The sequence below is a fragment of the Bradyrhizobium sp. P2_E8 genome, assembly GCF_056403875.1.
The window spans coordinates 1-18,539 of the sequence record NZ_JBFUES010000025.1; the positions used below are offsets into that span (position 1 = coordinate 1).

The 18,539-nt window shown below is 59.3% G+C and carries 14 protein-coding genes; 6 read left to right on the forward strand and 8 right to left on the reverse strand.

From position 1 onward, the window contains the following. The first annotated feature begins 213 nt into the window (after nt 1–213). On the forward strand, nt 214–417 hold the full coding sequence (locus AC1D00_RS02710; RefSeq protein ID WP_477009564.1) for an SANT/Myb-like DNA-binding domain-containing protein: 204 nt from the start codon (nt 214–216) through the stop codon (nt 415–417). Between the two features lie 258 nt (nt 418–675). Here AC1D00_RS02710 and AC1D00_RS02715 read toward each other — a convergent pair whose 3' ends face one another. Further along, the gene (locus AC1D00_RS02715) at nt 676–867 is read right to left on the reverse strand and encodes a hypothetical protein (protein ID WP_477009565.1); all 192 of its coding nucleotides are present in this window, start codon (nt 865–867) and stop codon (nt 676–678) included. Between the two features lie 900 nt (nt 868–1,767). Here AC1D00_RS02715 and AC1D00_RS02720 point away from each other — a divergent pair. Beyond that, on the forward strand, nt 1,768–5,112 hold the full coding sequence (locus AC1D00_RS02720) for an adenylate/guanylate cyclase domain-containing protein (protein WP_477009566.1): 3,345 nt from the start codon (nt 1,768–1,770) through the stop codon (nt 5,110–5,112). Nucleotides 5,113–5,900: 788 nt separating this feature from the next. Here AC1D00_RS02720 and AC1D00_RS02725 read toward each other — a convergent pair. Together AC1D00_RS02725 and AC1D00_RS02730 are read right to left on the reverse strand one after the other, a co-directional pair. After that, nucleotides 5,901–7,403 (reverse strand): MmgE/PrpD family protein, encoded by a 1,503-nt coding sequence (locus tag AC1D00_RS02725; protein WP_477009567.1) that lies wholly within the window; start codon nt 7,401–7,403, stop codon nt 5,901–5,903. A gap of 114 nt (nt 7,404–7,517) precedes the next feature. Next, nucleotides 7,518–8,960: an alpha/beta fold hydrolase gene (locus tag AC1D00_RS02730; protein WP_477009568.1), complete on the reverse strand. Its 1,443-nt coding sequence runs from the start codon at nt 8,958–8,960 to the stop codon at nt 7,518–7,520. Between the two features lie 170 nt (nt 8,961–9,130). Between AC1D00_RS02730 and AC1D00_RS02735 the strand changes: the two genes are divergently transcribed. Continuing rightward, the gene (locus AC1D00_RS02735) at nt 9,131–9,610 is read left to right on the forward strand and encodes a hypothetical protein (protein WP_477009569.1); all 480 of its coding nucleotides are present in this window, start codon (nt 9,131–9,133) and stop codon (nt 9,608–9,610) included. 23 nt (nt 9,611–9,633) lie between these two features. On the opposite strand, the gene AC1D00_RS02740 is transcribed toward AC1D00_RS02735, so the two are convergent. Beyond that, nucleotides 9,634–12,420, reverse strand: coding sequence for a MobA/MobL family protein (locus AC1D00_RS02740; protein WP_477009570.1), 2,787 nt, complete (start codon nt 12,418–12,420; stop codon nt 9,634–9,636). 132 nt (nt 12,421–12,552) lie between these two features. Between AC1D00_RS02740 and AC1D00_RS02745 the strand changes: the two genes are divergently transcribed. After that, nucleotides 12,553–13,317, forward strand: coding sequence for a hypothetical protein (locus tag AC1D00_RS02745; RefSeq protein WP_477009571.1), 765 nt, complete (start codon nt 12,553–12,555; stop codon nt 13,315–13,317). 68 nt (nt 13,318–13,385) lie between these two features. Here AC1D00_RS02745 and AC1D00_RS02750 read toward each other — a convergent pair whose 3' ends face one another. Beyond that, nucleotides 13,386–13,652: a hypothetical protein gene (locus AC1D00_RS02750; protein WP_477009572.1), complete on the reverse strand. Its 267-nt coding sequence runs from the start codon at nt 13,650–13,652 to the stop codon at nt 13,386–13,388. Nucleotides 13,653–13,755: 103 nt separating this feature from the next. Continuing rightward, on the reverse strand, nt 13,756–14,364 hold the full coding sequence (locus AC1D00_RS02755; RefSeq protein WP_477009573.1) for a hypothetical protein: 609 nt from the start codon (nt 14,362–14,364) through the stop codon (nt 13,756–13,758). 138 nt (nt 14,365–14,502) lie between these two features. On the opposite strand from AC1D00_RS02755, the gene AC1D00_RS02760 reads away from it, so the two are divergent. After that, nucleotides 14,503–14,733, forward strand: coding sequence for a helix-turn-helix transcriptional regulator (locus AC1D00_RS02760; RefSeq protein WP_477009574.1), 231 nt, complete (start codon nt 14,503–14,505; stop codon nt 14,731–14,733). 1,220 nt (nt 14,734–15,953) lie between these two features. Next, nucleotides 15,954–16,133, forward strand: a complete 180-nt coding sequence (locus tag AC1D00_RS02765; protein WP_477009575.1) for a hypothetical protein — start codon at nt 15,954–15,956, stop codon at nt 16,131–16,133. Nucleotides 16,134–16,246: 113 nt separating this feature from the next. Here the strand turns inward: AC1D00_RS02765 and AC1D00_RS02770 are convergent, their stop codons facing one another. Beyond that, on the reverse strand, nt 16,247–17,134 hold the full coding sequence (locus tag AC1D00_RS02770) for a 3'-5' exonuclease (RefSeq protein WP_477009576.1): 888 nt from the start codon (nt 17,132–17,134) through the stop codon (nt 16,247–16,249). Nucleotides 17,135–17,184: 50 nt separating this feature from the next. After that, nucleotides 17,185–18,539 (reverse strand): AAA family ATPase (locus tag AC1D00_RS02775; protein WP_477009577.1); only part of this gene is annotated, 1,355 nt, incomplete at its 5' end.

Sequence of the window (18,539 nt, forward strand, 5' to 3'; positions counted from 1 at the left end):
GAATACACGGGCACGGTGCCAATCTCACGTCMGTCATCGCTGATTATGGCGATGCGACGCTCAGGATCATCTTCGGGCTAATCAAGTGAAACGCCGATGGCCAGCGTCGCCGCCCTGGTGATTGCAGCAATATCGTCGTCGCAAACAAAGCCCGATGAATCAAAAAGCATGTCCGCCACGAATTAGCGGTCGATCAGCAGGAGCGAGCCCACAATGGGCAGTGACCGATATCCGATCATCAAGCACTGGACCTCTGAAGACGAAAAGCGGTTGCGCGAAATGGTCCGTAAAGGTTGCCGGCCCGGGCAAATCGCGGAATCTTTGAAGCGCACACCGAAGGCCGTTCGAAACAGGGCAAATCAGATTGGGCTAACGTTCGGCGGCATTAAGATCGCTCCCCACGCCTTAGGGGAGTGAGTGGAAGCTTGCCCTCTGCTCGTGGCCCTTCGCTACCGTTGAAGCGGTGCCGATATATATGTCGGTTCAGAGGGGTAGACCGGAAGTTTGCAACCCTACGCTCATGACCCTTTGCCGAACAAGGCTGACACTGTTGCAATGTTGGCTATTGTCGGCGGACCGGACGCGAAGCCACCGGGTTTGTGAGAATCCCGCTCCACCGCGATGGGGCTGGGGGCTGATGTCGCGTTGGGCGGTCGTGCAGGCCAGCCTCGCTCGTTAGCTGATGATCTCCCTGACCTTGATGCCCCGCAAGGCTTCAATGCAGTCGGCCACCAAGTGCAAGAACTCTTGCCGCTTTATCTTTTTTATCTGGCGGCCCTCCATATTGATGAGAATGAATCTCGCCATCTCGTAGGCGACTTCAAACTGCGATTTGCCGGTCACCTCGACGTCGATTTTTTCAGCCATTTCGCTCCCCGTTAGTTGTACTTGGAAAGCAGCAGCCCATGGGTAAGCCTATGGGAAAGCGGGTGGCCAAGTCGAGTCCGGCGCAAGGAGTGCGGGTCGGATCGCCGCGCCTTTCAAGATCGTAATGGACGAACGACCGCTAAAGAGCCAGTATGGGGCCTGTTTTGTGGGGGATCGACCATGAGAGTCGCGTTGCCCTATTCCGGAATTGCCATCTGCCTCTCTCTTACCGCTTGGCTCCTGCTGGCGCACCTTGGCTGAGAATACTCTAGCCGCAGGGTGCTGGTCCGGTGAATTGTGCCGCCGCTGCGCCCGTCCGTCCCGGGGCGCCGTACCGGCATCGTGGGCCGAGCCAGTAGGCGTTCTAAGACCCGTCTTGCAGGTTTCAGCACAGCTTGCGCAGTGCGCTCCGACGGCGGCTACTTCTTCACCAGTATTCCCATGGCTCTCGCCATCGGCGTGGCGGCCGAGTTCGGCAGCTATTTTTGATGCGCCAACTCCCTGCCAAGCCAGCCTGATCAATCGTCGGACCTCCTGCTCGGCCCATTGCTTTGGCTTCGGTGTTTTCATGGTGCGGCGCTCAACCTGCACCAGCTAACCAGCGCGCCTAGCAGCCGACACTTGGGAAATTTACGGGTGGTGCCTGCCCCCACGAGGCTCGGCGGTGCGGCGGCTTTTGAGCGCGCCCAAGATGGGCGTGCGCGGCGGCCCGACTATCGCCTGCACTCTATCGGGATCGGACCGGTGTCGTGGCATAAGAGGTCCGGTATCAAGGGCAGACCGGACCTGCCGTATGCGAGCGCCGGACTGCCGCTTTTGACCCAAACCCGGTCATCGGTTCCCTAGACAGACAGTCTCCACTGAGGGATCATGCAGCGGTCGGCACAAGAGGGCGCCGTCATGGACGTCGCAGGTTGGTTGCGGAGGCTTGGCCTCGACCAATATGAGGCGGCATTCCGCGAGAATGAGATCGACGACACGGTCCTGCCGAGTCTAACGGCGGAGGACCTGAGGGACCTTGGCGTCCGAATTGTAGGGCATCGCCGCAAGCTGCTCGACGCTGTCGCGGCCTTGCGCGCTGAAGCGGGCGCACCCACGCCGCTATCCGGCGCTCTGCCGGAAGCCGACAAGGCCGCCACGGATACTGCCGAGCGCCGCCAGGTCACCGTGATGTTCYCCGACTTAGTGGGTTCAACGGCGCTCTCAGCACGCATGGACCCCGAAGACCTCCGTGAGGTCATCTCGGCCTATCAGACTTGCGTCGCGGAGACAGTGCGCCGCTTCGGAGGGTTCGTTGCCAAATATATGGGCGACGGCTTGCTCATTTATTTCGGTTATCCGAAGGCGCACGAGGACGACGCCGAGCGGGCTGTGCGCGCCGCACTGGAAGTGATTGCTGCAGTTGGCGCGCTCAAAATGTCCGTTCCTCTGCAAACCCRCATCGGCATCGCGACCGGGCTGGTGGTTGTCGGCGATCTGATCGGATCGGGAGAGGCCCAGGAGCGCGGTATCGTCGGAGAGACGCCCAATCTTGCCGCGCGGCTCCAAGGCCTGGCTGAGTCGAACGCTGTGGTTATCGCCGAGAGCACGCGAAGGCTCCTGGGCAATCTGTTTGAGTTAGCCGATCTTGGACCCCACGAACTTAAGGGTATTCCGGGCCGCATTAGAGCTTGGGCAGCACTGCGAGCCTCTTTAGTCGAGGGTCGGTTCGAGGCCCTACATGCAGGTGGACTAACTGAACTCATCGGGCGCGAAGAAGAGGTCGAACTACTGCTACGCCGCTGGTCGAAGGCAAAAAACGGTCAAGGCCAAGTGGCGTTGGTTTCCGGCGAACCGGGCATTGGTAAATCAAGGCTAACGGCTGCGGTGATCGAACGACTAGCTCCCGAGCCGCACGCGCGCCTGCGCTACTTCTGCTCGCCGCAGTATACGGACAGCGCGTTTTACCCGATCATTGCCCAGATAGAGCGCGCGGCTGGGTTCGCGCATGATGACCCGGTACAAGCAAAGCTCGATAAAATAGACATCCTGTTGGCGCAGACTTTTACGCCACGACAAGACGCCGCGATGCTCGCTGAAATGCTTTCCCTACCGAACGACGGGCGATATCCAAGTCTAGAGTTAACTCCGTCGGAGCGCCGACAAAAGACATTTGAGGCGCTAACTGGGCAACTTAAGGCTCTAGCCAAGCTCAGTCCGGTCCTGATGATCTTCGAGGACGTGCATTGGATCGATCCGACGAGCCTCGAAGCACTCAGTCGTACGGTCGATAGCATAAGAGATCTCCGGGTGCTGCTGATTATCACGCACCGACCCGAGTTCAACCCGCCGTGGATGGGAAAGGTCTCTATCATCGCACTTCATTTAAACCGCCTCGAYGAGGACGACAGCAAAGCCATAATCGACGGGGTGGCCGGAAACGCGCTGCTTCCCGCGCACATCAGACAGGACATTATCGAGCGCACTGATGGCATACCCCTGTTCGTCGAGGAAATGACGAAGGCGGTGGTGGAGGCGGGTGAGGAATATGCTGAGCGAGCAGCTGCAAATATTCCTGCGTCATCTGTCGCCATTCCTCCGAGCCTCCATGCCTCGCTGATGGCTCGACTTGATCGGCTCGGCCCGCTCGCCAAAGAGGTGGCCCAGGTTGGCGCGGCTATCGGACGGGAGTTCTCCTACGAGTTGCTGCTGTCTGTAGCGCAGCGGAACTCAGCTGAGCTGAATGGGGCTCTCGATCAGTTGGTATCCGCCGAACTTGTGTACCGGCGCGGAATGCCGCCAGAGGCGCGATTCGCCTTTAAGCATGCTTTGGTGCAAGATGCCGCCTACAGCACGCTTCTGCGGGCGCCTCGACAGAAGCTACATGCACGAATTGCCGAAGTGTTCGAACAGCTCTCTCCCGAGCGTGCCAGCATCGAGCCCGAGCTATTTGCGTACCATTTCACGAATGCCGGAGAGGCAGAGAGAGCTATTTCATACTGGCTGAAGGCCGGACGGCGTGCGACGGAGCGCTCCGCAGACGAGGAGGCGGTGCGTCATCTCAGACGGGGCCTAGAGATGTTGATGATGCTGCCCAATTCAACCCAGAAAGATCGGCAGGAACTCGATTTCCAGCTCGCCTTGGGGACGCCTTTGGCGGCTCAGCATGGGTATGGCAATCCGATTGTCGGGACTGCACGCGATCGCGCGATCGCGTTGTGTGAAAAATTAGGCGACACGCAGCATCTATTGCCGAGCCTTTACGGGCAGTATGGCTATTGCATAGCGAGCGGCAAGATCCGCAAGGCACTTGAGTATTCGGAGCGCTGCCAATCGCTGGCCGCGCACACCGGCGACCGCGTAGCGCGACTGATAGCGCACCGCGCCATGGGCGCGTCGCTGCTTGAAATTGGCGAGTTTGAGGCCGCGAAAGCACAGCTGGAACAGATCCTTGCAATCGAAAGGATCGAAACGGACCAAACTCTTTCGGTGCTCTACTATTCCGATCCGCACGCGACGGGCCTTGCCTTTCTGGTACTGAGCCTGTGGGCCTTGGGATATCCCGATCAAGCAGTCGCAGCACGCCAAAAAGCAATTAAATATGCCCTGGATGCAAAACACGCAAACACCAACGGCATCGTTGGTATCTACGGTAGTGCGCAATTGTCCGTGCTGCTTGGCAAGATGGACGAGGTCAAAAACTACGTGGAAAATTTAGACGCACTCGGCGTGCCACTCTGGGCTAGTAATCGCGGTCAAATACTCAAGGGCTGGGCGATCGGCTGCGCAGAGCGGCTGGAAGATGGCATTGCGCTGATGAAACAGGGGATACATGCCGCCAAAGAACAGGCTCTATTTCATTCACCGCACTACCATTCGCTCCTTGCGGTCCTGCAGGCACGCGCAGGAGATTTGCGGGCAGGCGTGAACACAATCAGCAAAGCCAAGGAGCTGATAGCCGAAACAGGCGAATATCTCTGGCACGCCGACGTGCTCAGAATTGAAGGTGAAATCCTATTGCTTTTGGGAGCTTCCGCAAAGGAAGCGGAAGCAAACTTTGTTCACGCCCTCCAAGTCGCCCGCAAGCAGCGGGCAAGATCGTTCGAGCTGCGCGCCGCGATGAGTTTGGCGCGGCTCTGGAGCGATCAAGGGAAGGGAGATGAGGCCCGAGAACTTCTCGCTCCGATCTACGGTTGGTTCACAGAGGGCTTTGACACGTTGGACGTGAAGCAGGCCAATGCCTTGCTCGACGAACTGGCAGTATGATGGCGCACATTCTTGTCATGGAATGTCGGCTCGTGGCCCAACGGCGAAGGGCGGTTTGGCTCAGATATGGTCTGCTAATCGGGGCGGACCGGAAGTGACACAGCGCCCATCAAACCGGCGCTGTTGACCCATCGCGACATTTTCTGCAATTGCACCAAACGCGGTCGGTTATCGGACGAAGCGGACATCCAGCTGGCCACAAAAAGACCCACAGTGTTTTCAACACTGCGGGCCTTTTAATGGGCTGGCTCATTGCTGCCTAGCGTACTGAGCCACCTCGCGACTCCCAGTAACTAGGTGTCCCGTAGTACTGGTGGGTCCGCGTTTCCCAGTCTCGATCCTGCCACGAGTCATCACTGAACTCAGGCGCATCCCTCAACTGTTGCTCGGTGATATTTGTTCGGAAACCACCAAGCGACGAATCATATGTCAGAGCGCCCCAAGGTATGGGGTAATGGCTGTGGCCTAACCCAACAAATCCGCCAAAGCTCATGACGGCATAGGCCACACGACCTGACAGGTTTTGGTCTCGACCACTGTCAAAGACTTGATAGCGGGTTCTGGACTGCGTTTCGACGACCGCGGTACCCAATCCTTCGAGGGCATCCCTGCGAGGGGCGTATATTCGCAGCTGAACGCTAGAGACGGAGGGATGACCGATGTGACGTCAGCTCCGGGTTGAGCGAATCTCGTCCGCCGTTCATCGGTAAATGGACCTCAATGAGATGCGCCGCCATTTCTCTGATGGGCCAACGCCGACATACACGTTTAATCGCTGCGATCCAGCCTCACACCGGGTTTTGTTTTCCACTACCACGGAGAGCTTGGGTCAATTCTCGGACATCCCTCAGCGTTTCGAGACTATCGACGAGTGACATGACGCGCTCGGCGACAGCCACGCCCACCACAGGGATTGCGAAGTTCCTGAACTTGCGTTCAGTTGACGATCGCGAGAGCGGTCGTTGCGCGTCGCCTTCGGGCACTTCAACGATCTCGCGCAGGGACTGACCATCTGCGAAAACAATCTCAACGCTCGCACCGCGCCCCTTGGGGAGTTTGGCGATCAGCGCCTCGCCGGGCCTCACCGTTGTCTTTTCCACCAACGCCATTACGTCCGAGGCCCGCCAGCGGTCTTTCTCGAATTGAGCTACGGTCACATCTCCGTCGAGAAGCGCCATCGCAAGGCAGACGGGAAGGCTATGATCGGCGGTACCCTTTGTCTGTGGCTTGAATTTCGTCGGATCGGCAACGCGCTCGATTATTCCGGGATAAGTCTCAACCGTGATCGACCGGATATTTTGTGCACGATCCCTGATCTTCGCTGAGAGCGATGCGCCGACCTCTGCCACGGCTTGGAGCTCGATTTGAATGGGAAAGCGCTTAACCGCTACCCGCGGCAGTCGGTATTGCGCAAGCTCAAGGTCAACGGTAAAGCCTTCTTTGACGGGCTTCATTTTTGAGGCCAGCCATTCCAGCGTGCCGGATGGTCCGGTGAAACCTTGCGCGGCGAGCCTAGTTGCGAAAACGCCGTCAGTCGCAGTGGCGGCAAGTCCCATGGCCTTCATCATGCTGATCGCGCCACTATTCACGACAAAGCTTGTAAAACCACGCGCACCGGATATTCCGACTGCGTTGGCTATGGCTTCCTTGGGAAGTCCCCAGATTTTGCCCGCGATCAGAGGGATACCGTAGGCGGCCGCACACAAAGGATGGAAACCACGCTCGATGAAGGAGATGGCATCGTTGACACGCATGCTGGCTTCATAGCCGGCGACCATGGCCTCGATGAGGTCGCGACCGCTTCGTCCATTCTCCTCGCAAAGCGCGATAGCCGTCGGAAGTACCTCGCTCGGATGAAGCGGCTCGGTGCCAATATAGGTATCGTTCAGGTCGAGGGAGCGGACGAGGACGCCGTTCACGAACAGGGCACCTTCTACGGTAGCGGGCCGCGGATAGCCGATCACGGTTGCTGCATTGCCGTCTCCGAAGGTCTTGCGAATTGTCGCATCGGCTATATTTGCAGGCTCGCTTCCTACCGATCCAAATGCGCATCCAATCGTGTCGAGAAGTACCCGCTTCGCCGCGGAGATAACGTCCGCGGGCAGCGCTTCAAACTTGATCGCGATCGCAAATTCCGCCAGTTTCTGCTCAAAGGTATCTTTCCGCGGATCAACCTCGCCAGCGGCGAGCGCTGCGCCGATGAAACGATACCTCTCGGAGTGAAGAGTCCCCAGAAGCAGACTTGAGGAAACGCCGGCAGCAGTTTGCGCCAGAAAGTCGCGTCGCTTCATGAATGCCTCCTCTATGAATTGGCAACATATCGATCAGGTGCGCGGGTTGGTAACCCGCCGACGCAAGCAAGGGGCAAGCCGGCACATATCGGCAAAGCGGAGCCGCCGTATCCCTTAGCTTTTGTGTCGCGTATCGGAGGCAAGAAATGATCGGAGCTCGTCGAGAAAGCGTGCCAAAGCTGGCTCGCCCTCTAGCATGACGTGATTCCGGCCCTCGAGAGGAACAAAGCGGGCGCCGGAAATCCCCGCGGCCAGCCGACGGCCCGACTCGAACGGCACCCTCGCGTCGTTGCGGCAATGCATGACAAGGGTCGGCACCGTGACCTGAGGCAGTAATGTACTGATTTCCACTTCGCCATTTGCCAGTAAATTGCGCGCGGCGTCTTCGGCCGAGCTCGAGATGCGCTGTAGCTCGTTAAACCAGTCGGCCTGCTCCTTGTTAGCGTCCGGAATAAACTGGGACGTGAACATCTGCCTAAAGGCCGGGTTTTCCTGACCCCATCCCAGCCGCATCAGCGTCAGCATCGCATCTCCGGCCGCCTTCTCTGCCTCGGTCCTGGCGCGCTTCTTCCAGCCGACGACATAACCTCCGTAGAGAACCAGATGTGACACTCGCTCCGGATGCCGGACCGCGTAGGCAATCGAGACCGCGCATCCCTGGGATATGCCGAGCAGCGCGAACCGTTCGATGCCCGCGGCGTCGACTACCGCTTCGAGGTCGTCGACGAACCGCTCGAATGTTACGTCCGGGATGTCTCGATCCGAAAGCCCATTTCCCCTCGCATCGTATCGGATGAAAAGGTGCTCGCGGGACAATTCCTGGTATAGATGCCGCCAGATTGGGCTGTCGAAGTCGAATTCGATGTGGGTCATCCAGTGCCCCGTCTTCACCAGCGGATGCCCTTGGCCCGTCCGGGCATAGGCCAGTTGCACGCCGTCGCGGGTCTGGCAGAAATGAATTTCCTGCTTGTGTTGTACGGTTGACGCGGCCACCATGTCTTCCGAAGACGAAGGAAGCGCGGCGTCTGGAATAGCCTCGATATCCTTGGCAGTGAGCCCGAACACGCCGACCGCGCGCGCGATGTTCTTCACAGCCTGCTCGCCCAGATCAGCAAAAGCCATCGACAGCTTGTCCCGGATCTGGTCGTTTGCCCCCCTGGATATGCATACGCCRCCGGGCTCGCAGAGCGTCTCCAAACGTGCCGCGATGTTGACGCCGTCGCCGAAGATATCGTCGCCGTCGATGATGATATCGCCAACGTTGATCCCAATCCGGAACACGACCTGCCGTTCTGCAGCAATCCCTGCGTTGCGCCTCACCATGCCGCGCTGAATCTTGACCGCACAGGCGACCGCATCCACGACGCTGGCGAATTCCACCAGCATCCCGTCGCCGGTGGTTTTGACGATGCGGCCGTGGTGCTCGGAAATGCCGCAGTCCACCAGTTCCCTGCGGTGCGACTTAAGCGAATTGAGGGTCCCCACCTCGTCGGCGCCCATTAGCCGACTGTAGCCGACCACATCCGCCGCTAAAATGGCCGCAAGCCGGCGTTGCATGGCTGTTGCCTCTCGCAGCTAGTCTGCCCGCAATCAGTGGCCGCCACAAGGCTGAAGGGGGGGCCGGTGGAATCTGCCTCGGAAGACGGTCAGCCGTGTAATATGCCGCCCAAACGCCGGACGCGCACCGGCTTGTCGTGATCGCCGGGATCTCGGACCTCGATAAGGACGTGACCGAGGAAGCCCGAAAGGTGCTGTCGGAGCGATCCGAAGGATTGGAACTGCATTTCTTGCTCGGTTTGCCGCGACGGCTTGCTGCAAAAGAAGAAGCCGACCTATTCGAGCGCTCGTTTGTCACGGATGGATACGGCAAGATGCGCGAAACGTGGGAGCACGCCATCGAAGAGATTCTTTTCGCGGGCGTTGTCGGCCGCTTCCGGCCCAACGTAGCGACCCTAAAATTGAGGGCCGCCCGCGTCGAGAAAGCGGACTACGAGGCAGTGCACGCCGGCATGACGCGGTGTTCGAAGTATTCCGGCCACGACCAATCAGCGGGAGTGCCGGCTGATCTTCCCAAGTTCACCGAAATCAAGGCCGACCTCGATAAGCTCAGCGCCTTTGTCGCGGCTGCAAACACCCGTCGGAAGACACTCGAAAAAGAAGGTCAACTCTATGAGGCGGGGCCTGTGGCGGCCGAGGTTCTTGACTAGCCATGGCCCGTTCGACGAACCGCTTACGGACGAGTAGGCGGCTGGGGCGCGGCATCCCCAAGTGGATCGAACGCCGCGTTCCATATACAAGAAGGCCGGGCGAATGCCTCTATATCACGCTCGAACGCATGGATCTCCGTCGAGCTCCAATCCCTAGGCCTTCTTAGGTCATCGTCTTCTTGGATTTCTACATCCAAGTTTCCGTCTCGTGGCACCGCGCGCCGGCCACCGATGTCCATGGTGACCTGGATGAGCTCGAGGGTCGGCGGCGCAAGGCCGAAGAGATCCTTTAGCCTTGCGAAAGTGTCCTCCCTGTCAGATGCTTCGGGATGCAACGCGCTCCACAAGCGGTCTAGTAACGACTGTCCGTCTGGAGTCGATGCGAGGGAGGTCCAGAGCTTCTCGTGCAAGAGGTTACGCGGGACTTGCGTTCGTAGCCGAGTCAAATACTTCGTGTCAAAGAACTGTTGAGGGACGATGTTGTTGCCCGAAAACGGATGGGCACGGCCTTCGTTTTCCGAGGACGAACTCGGGTCAGGGGTGACTACGTCTAGCCCGTGTTTCGGACTTGGTTGGGGATCGACTTGCCAAGAACCATTCCCGCCCGGGGTTGGAAAATCCTCGAGGTCGAAGGCCGTTTTGCTACCTGGAGATGGAGCCAAGGACGGTACAGCCTCAGCCGTCATAAGAATTTGCAATACCTCGGTCGGAGAGTCCGAGCCTACGAGAAGCTCCGTCGGTAACGCTGCAGGCAAGTTTCGTCGTGTAGTGGCCGTGAGTTCTTCGAGGCTCCGAGCGACCAAAGGGCTGATACGTATCACAGTACTGTCGCCTCGGGCGGCTGCAAGATGAAGTGCGCTCCATGCGCGGCGCGCTTTCGTCAGTCGGATCTCTAATCGAGCGCCCGCGGGGGCCTGGCGAGCCTCAGCGATGGTGATGGCGCGAGCGGTTCTCACATGTGAGAAAGTCTGCAGGTCAACTTCCTGCAGGGTATTGTCGGGATGGCGGATCAAAATCCGCCAGCCATCGTGAAGAAAACCAACAATCTGTGCCAGGCGACCTTTACGGATTGCCGGTGGAATTTGGCTGTAGTCAGTAGCTGTAAACGCAATCCAGTCATGAGGAGCGAATGTATAAGGACCAAATTCGAGCTTGCTCGCGCTTGTAGTTCGCTTTTCCGCGTTGATCTGGGCGAGCTGGTACATATCGTCRCAGACGATGAATTCGGGAGCCGCTCCCGAATGTGGATCGTCGGCCTCGAACTGCAAGGCGCCCTGTTGGTCCAAAAGCAAGACCGCATGGTCAATTCGGCCGCATCTCAGCAAGCGCAGGATGTCTTCGGCTTCAATCTCTTCGCGGCGAAAATATCTGAGCCTTTCCGAAATCCACCTTGCCAAGCCATTTCTAACGACGCCTGTTTGGCGGCTTTCGTCATAGCCAAGCATCAATTGCGCGCCACAGCGGGACACCTCAACAATGAGCTTGGCTAAGCTTTCGTCATCGAGCTGCTCGGAGCGTGCGATTGCGATCAGGTCGTTTGGTCCAATCTCGAGTGGATCGTCGGGCGAATCCGCTGTGCGCAATTTGGGTTTAAGGAGTGAATCAAGCGTGGTGACGGCGCAATCGACCTCTTTCAGCTGATCTCGAAGAGCGGAGGAATGGGATTCTACGAGCCCTGCGAGCAGCACGCGGCGGCTCGATTCCTGCTCAATTCTGACCGTTAACTGATGCATCACGGTTGTAGCATTTGTTCCTGACACCACAGCAACGAAGGGCTCGCTGTCGGCCTGCACCATACGGTCGATGATCTCGGTCGCGGAAGTAACAAGCCGATGGATCGCTCGCGTTGTGAGACGTGTTGCCCTTGGATCTTCTGCATGAAGCAGGTAGGTGACTATTTCGGGATCTCCAAGGATTTGATTCAAACGAAATTCGCGATCGGAGTCCCGGTCAATGAACGGTGTGAGGATCCGCCGTATCTCGCCGGCACTCACGGTTGTTCTCCCGCGACGTAGGCTGTCTACAAGAAGGGACGCTTCTCCGAGCACAATCGCTTCATTTCGCTCGTGGATCTTCTGTCGGTGTTTCTCCACCTTCTCGGGCTCGTTGCGGATCGTGGAGACGGACCAATGGCGATGTCCGATAGGCAAATGCGGATCAACGGTCAGGTCTAGGCCGAGTTCGAGAAAGTACGATTCGAGCAGCTCTCTTGTGAGCCGCGGCCAATGGATTCCTTCCGCAATATAGTTCGTTTGAACTTTTGAGGTCTTCGCTGTCCTCGGTCTGGCGAAGAGTCCACGGATCTTGTGCAGCATGAATCCAACTGGACCGAGCCTACGCAGTGTCACGATCAGGTGGAGATGCCGGTTGACTGCTCCCGGCTCTTCGCGCGCCGGGTCATGGATTGCCAGGTAAATCGCGAGTGGAAGATCTTGCCGGATTTGGTCCACGAGGCGATGAGAGAGTTCAATCGCCTGGTCGTAGGTCAACTCGGAATCCGGGGGCAGCGCCAGCACGAAGGCTGCGCCAATCTGGGGCCAACGCTTTCGGCCTTCAGAGCTGCGCATCCGGCGTGCTTCGGCGGCGTCGATCTCATGAGCCAGTATGGCCGGATTGGCATACTCCGCGGGGGCGCCATCGGGCAGGATCACCTCGTCGTACACCAGATCGTCGGCGATGGCTTCGAAGTCAAAGGTGCGCCGTAGCCGACGGTCGACCGCCCGATAGCGTCCGAGATAGGCAAGCCATTTCGTTGCGCCGCCATCGGGCAAAAGGCGCGGAAAGGTGATTCTAAGGTAGGCGATAGCCACGAAAAGGGGGTCCCAGGGCACTTTGCATATTGAGCGCGGTTCGCCGTCCGGAAAGCGTCAAGAAATCAATCCGCTTCGAGCGCTCCGCATCCCATGCAACAATAAAAAGATCGGGGAAACAGGAGGTTAACTATGGGTTCCGTGATCGAAAGTGTCCGTACGATCGAAGCAGCTGAGAGGAAACTCGATGCCCAAAATCAGCGGCTCGCCGCGCTCCAACAGGGCTGCCAGACGCTGGCCGAGGAGGTCGCAGCTGCTCGGCGGGACTTGGTTCTCGCCCTCGCCACCGAGAAGGGTCTTCTCGAACTGCCGGCCGCCGAGATCGTGGCCGTCTTCCAGCGGTTGGACTTGCCCGTCTCACACTCACGAGGTGCCGAAAGGAGCTCGTCCGAGACCTTGATCCAGCCCGTAAGCGGCTTGCAGCTCGGTGTGGATCAGGTGGCTGATATCACGGTCAAGTACACGACCTACAAGCGGGGTCACCGGGTCGCGCTGCTCAAGGGAATTGGATTCACGCGTGACGGGACGTACGGGTACTGGCATGGGCGAGTGGACGCGGCGCAACTGGATCGCGTGACCAAAGCTTTCCCTGATAAGGTGACGGTGCACTCTGTCCATGCTGAGTCCACTCCAATTGCGAACGCTGCGACCAATGAGTCCACGGCAATTTCGGGATTGTCCACCAAGGTGGTCGAGATCGACGGTGCGTCGGCAGCGATCAAGAATGGCTCTTTGTCGGAGGACTCGACGTCGCAGATGGATATTCCTGCAGCTTCGGTAGCTCGGGCAACTGCTGACATCGCGCTGGTGCCGGTCGCTACGTCCACGCAGTTGCCCCGAACTGCGTTTCCCACTTGGCCGCGGCGCAGTCCTACAGGGGGAGCTGGGGAGGGCTGAGACAGGGCGCCGTGAGCGCGTCGAGTTGTCGGGGCGCAATTACAGGAAGCCCGTCTCCCAGGCTTAAACTAGCTATCCTTCGCCTCGTTCTCGTGCGCGTTCAGCGCGGTCATGACCACGGCGCAGGCCTCGCCAAACTTCTTGGTGTCGGTGGCGTGGCGGATTCCCCACCCCAACCACGATACCGAAAGTTGCCGCGTGAGGTCATGACCCACGTCGGTGAGACCAACAATCTGCGCTAAGACCGGGGCGGCTGACGCGTCGCCGTCCAGCGCACATCGCAGCAGCGCTGTCATCGTGATGTCGGTGCAGAAATCGATGCTTTCGATCGGCATCAAGAAAAGTGCGGCTGCGATGGCGGCATCGACGTCACCGCTGATGGCCGCGCGGACCTGGGATTCGACCTGGTCCTGCGTGACAGCGGATAGGACTGCTCGGCTAGTCTTCCTTCGTTCCGCTCTCGTAGGCCTTGATCGCCGACAACACCACGGCGCCGGCCTCACCGAACTTCTCGGGTTCGGTGGAGTAGCGGAAGCCCCACCCCAGCCACGACACCGAGAGTTCTCTCGAGAGGGCGTGCCCGACGTCGGTGAGCCCTACGATCTGCGCAAGGACGAGCGCGGCGGCTGCGTGACCAGCGAGCGCGCAGCGCAGCAATGCCGTCATCGCGATGTCGGTGTGAAAATCGATGCTGTTGATTGGCATCATCGACAGGGCCCTCGCGATAGCGGCATCGGCGTCACCGTTCAGGGCAGCCCGGAATTCGGCGTCAGAACGAAGCACGTCGACGTAACGCAGGGTCTCGCTGATTTGCGCGCGCTCCCGGTCACGAAGGACATGCGCGGGCAACCTGCGCCACCAGGTCAGCGGCGTGCTTTCTTTCGGGGAAAACGGCCAGGTCGGAGCTGCTGTGAATCTCCACGCCTGATCTCCGAGAGAAGGAAGGGGCATTCCGGCGCCGCGTTCACTGGCGCGGTTGTCGCCATCCCTGCGGAGCCCGCGCGCAGTCTTTCTGTCGCGCCCAGGGGCCTTGTTCATGTCCTTCATACCGACGTCCTTTCGCTGACGACGCCCTCGCGGTATTAGCGCCCGCGAGGGCTTGCGTTGGTGGTCGGAATATCCTTCTCATCGTGGCCCTGAGATGTCAGGTGATTCGACAAAATAACCTTAACAAGGTCTTAAGATATGGTCTCGGTAGAACAAATCCGTGCTGCGCGGGCTTGGTTGAATATTTCGCAGCAAGAGCTCGCAGACGCATCGAACGTCGAGGTGCGGACCATTTATCGCATTGAAAGCGGGTTTCGAGGGGCGACCGAGCGAACGCTCGAGAAGATACGCAAAGCATTCGAGCTGAGGGGCTTAGAGTTCATTTTTGAAGGTCCGAAGCCGGTTGGCTTGCGCCTCCGCCGCGTGTGATCATTGCTGGGTCCTACGTGGGCTGACGCAGCGCGCTGGGGGCACGCTGAACTAGGTTGGACGCGCTGAAAAGCCCCTCCCACATTCCGGCGCAATGGCAAACGCGAACCGCGACGGAATTCTTCCGGTTCGAAATGACGACGCGGTCACACGCGGAATTCGGATCAATACCCGATGTCAACGACCTATGCACCTCGATGAAAACCTATCGGATCCCGGGCTCTCATCATTCTCCTTCGATGGGCTCAACCACTCCTATAGAGATCATGCGCGCTTGCGCTGCAGTGAGGTGTCCGGGCGGTGTCCGGATCGATCACTTCCAAAAGGGTCATCAACCGAACAGGCGCACTTGGTTGGCGCCAGTTAGAAGGCCTCGCCGCGGACGGCATCGAGACCGTGGTCCCGACGTCAGAGCATCCGGATCGAACTTGACGCGACACCCGCGACCTCGAAGGCGACGCCGTCGATCCAGCCGCGAACAGCGGTTTCAAATTTCTGCTCGACTGGGGTGGTCCGGTGAGCTGATCACGGAGACCCGATCTTCCGAAGGAGCGAGAGTACTTCTCGGCGCGCGGTTGGATGGTCGGGGGTCTTGAGCTTGAGAATAAGCTCGTTGGCCGCAAGGCGCTTCGGCCATTTCGACCGTAAAAGCCCAGCTAACCTCGGGGGCGCAGATGGGTCGGCATCGACAAGGCTCCAGTGGACCATTGTGGCCGATCATCGGGTGCCGGCATTCGGCGTTCGGCGGGCACGTTCTGCGGGCGTTGCAGGCATTCGGTGAGCCCAACTGAGGCCATCGCGTTTCAAACGGAACAAGCGGCGCCACAGCGTCCATATCGGCCCAGACGCCATCGCGCTGTTCCAGCAGGGCCTGCGCGAGAGCGACCCGTACAAATTTGGACATCAAGAAAGCATTGGCTGCTGCGCTCCAAACGCCGCCAAAGAGAACAGCCCTTTGTCCGACGACGAACTGGGACTGATCTATTCTGACCTTGGTAGATCGCTCAACTGATGAGCGAAGATGTTGCCGAAAGCTTCGTGCGCCGCTGCACTAACATTTTGCAGCGTTGTCCCACGCCGCGCTGTTCGAAGTGGCGCACCCAAGCACCGCCGGCGTGAACGCGCCGCGTCACTTGTGGCGGCTCGTCCGCGCTCATGGCCGCACGGTAGGCTGTCCAGAATTCGGGCGTGTAACTCCGACGAAGTCTTCGCCACACGGCGTGCGCAAAGCCGCCTGTCGTCGCTTGGCGGAGGCTGGATGCAGCGCGCTGGAGATCATGTCCATCGCCGGCCACACCGATATCCGAGAGATAGAGCGCTACTGCCGCGAAGCCGCCCAAGAAGCTTGCCGTTGCCGCTATGACCAAGCTCGAAGGTGGATTCGACATCCGATTGCCTAACCAGCCCGGCGAGTTAGGCAATCGTGACGATAACTCATCGAAATCGTTGCTGGCAGAAACACTTTGGCGATCCCGGCAGGACTCGAACCTACAACCAGACCGTTATGCGCGCCCTAGCCCCTACAAGAATATCGGTCCAGTGCGGTGAGCTCTTGCCAGAGAATGTCGATGTCGAGCTGGTAGATTTCGCTCTTGAGAAAGCGCAGCTCGGCTCCCAACATTTCCTCTTCGATATCCCTGTACCAGGACTTTGGCCGTCCGTCGGTACCGTCGCTCCAATGATAGTTGCGGCGCTTGAGGGTATCCTTCAGTTCGAAGGGCGACCCTTGTGCCCAGATCCGGACGGTCTTTCGCCGCGCGCGCTCGAGGAGGTCAGCCAGGACGGTCGTTGAGGTGTGCGAAAGATCCCGGGTCAGTAAGCTCAGGAGGGCATGGCAGTCGTCGACCGCACGGTGCGCATCATAGAAGAGGCCGCAGGCGGCCAGCAGGTGTTCGAGTTTGGCACTCGCGAAGCCATGTTCTTTCCAGGGGATGCCGCTCGACGAACAAGCCCACGGTTTGTGCACGAAGACCGGCCAAAATCTTTCCGTGAACTTTCGATCGAACGCCGAGTTATGCGCCAAAATTATGTTGGCCTCGGAAGCGAAGCGATCGACTGCCAGTGGATCGATCGCTCGGCCGGCAACCATTTCGTTGGTGATCCGGGTCAGTGCCGTGATCTCTGGAGTGATTGGGGACGACGGCTCCTGCAGACCTTGAAAGATGTCCACGACCCCCAAAATTCGATCCTCGGCGGAATAGGCGAACTTGATCATGGCCAGCTCGATGACCTCATCCCGATTGGTATCGAGACCCGTGGTCTCGACGTCGAGCACGATGCCGATCTTCGCCCCGCCTTCAGAACTGTAGTCCGCGACGTGCGGCGCGATGCGGCGCAGCACCCTGTAATGTCCGGTTGCTTCCAGCTGCTTCGCTAGTGCCTCGTTGGCTTCGCTGTGCATGGTCTTCTTTCTAAGTTCGAGTGAGCCTGTCTCTAGCGGGCAAATGTTAATCAGCACGGGGGAGAGGCCGGCTCGCGAGCCAGGACGGCCGCTGTTTGGGCGAGCGGGTTGGCGGAAATGATTACGGCGATCTCGACCTGATCGAGATAGCCGGCGGCGAACAGAGCTTCCGCCAGCGCGTCAAGCGACCGCTCGTTCTGCTTGAGCAGAGCCAGCGAGTTGGCGTAGGAGCGCTTCAGGGTTTCGTTGGTTGCCGAACGGAGCGGGCCATTCATGAGCAGATGGGCGTCGGTGACTTGGTCCTCGCTGAGCGTCACGAGACCCGTATGACCGTATCCATACGCACTCTCGATTCTCAGAGCCAGGCTTGTCGCGCGCGCCAGATCGCATCCTGCTGACGTTCCGCCGGCGCCGGTCGTTGCCTCACCGAACTTGAGCTCTTCTGCGGCCCTCCCGGCCAAGACCATCATGAGAAGCCTTTCGAGATAATCGCGGGTCGGGAGCTGGGGCGTTGCCGGTGCGCTCTCCGCAAAGCCACCGTCGCTGCCGATCGAGAGCGATTTCGGCATGGCGGTGCCAAGCGCCAGGTGCGCGATCGCGTGTCCGGCTTCGTGGTAGGCGATGCAAAGGCGAAGATCTCGTGGAAGGTCGGGCTTCCCATCGCGGACCACGCGAACGAGATCTTCCTCGGTGAGATCCCTGCTGGCCTTGCGCGCCGCCAGGCGGGCCATGCGGACCCACTTTTCGACGTCGGCACCGGTTTGACCGCGAGCGGCAAGTGCTGCATTGCGCAGGTCGGCGCCCGCGCAATCGGGGCCAAGGTGCGTTCTGAAAATGCCCATCAATCCGGCCACGTCAGGCAGTTCGACCCTGATATGATGATCGAGGCGTCCGGCCCTGATAAGCGCAGGGTCAAGACGATTAGGATCGTTGCATGAGGCGCACACGAAGACGCCCTCAACCTGCTCGAAGCCCTGCATGCACTCTAGCAGCACGGCAACTATTGCATTCCACCAGGAGTTGTCTTTACCGTTGCTGCGCGCAGGGATAGCGTCGCACTCGTCGATGTATATGATAGCGGGGCGCCGCTGAAATGCCTCAGCAAACGTGGCGCGGATGCAGGAGGTCACGTCTCCGAGGTGACCGGATTTATGTGACTGAAATTGCGCATAGCTAGTGGCAATGAAGTGCACGCTAGGCAGCTCGCGGGCCAGGGAGCGCATCAGCGAGGTCTTACCGGTGCCGGGAGGGCCGGACACCAATAGGCCGTGCGGACATTCGCTCCAGGGCCGCGTTCCAGCGAGATACGCCCGCATCGAGTCGACCACGTCTATGCAATAGGTCTTCGCCGCGCCCAAGCCTGAAAGTTCAGCAAGCGGAGTTACGTCGTTTGAGACCTCAGGCT